Here is a 257-nt window from a genome sequence, read left to right as displayed (position 1 = left end):
ATTGCGGCGATTTGCGCCATGAAGCGTGTGGCAGAGGCATGGGAGAAAAAGTATGGCAAACGTCCAGATAATGAAGATATCGATGCGTTGTATGCAGATTTTGAAGCTGGATTGTTCTCTGTACTAGCTGATCATGCAAAACCGATACCGGGGTCTGTTCAGTTGGTCGATCGTTTGCGTGCGCAAGGAGTTAAAATTGGCTCTACGACGGGATATACGTTAGACATGATGAAAGTGATCGTACCAAAGGCGAAAGA

1 pseudogene is annotated in these 257 nt (G+C 46.3%); it reads left to right on the top strand.

Annotated features, from left to right (window positions below):
* Window positions 1–18 precede the first annotated feature (18 nt).
* Window positions 19–257, top strand: a pseudogene (locus LKX83_RS32655) (phosphonoacetaldehyde hydrolase); the annotation flags it as partial.

It is taken from the genome of Cohnella baijiui, assembly GCF_020731285.1.
Taxonomy (GTDB): domain Bacteria; phylum Bacillota; class Bacilli; order Paenibacillales; family Paenibacillaceae; genus Cohnella.
The sequence above is the reverse complement of the archived record's forward strand: the minus strand, read 5'-3'. Positions and strand labels throughout refer to the sequence as shown.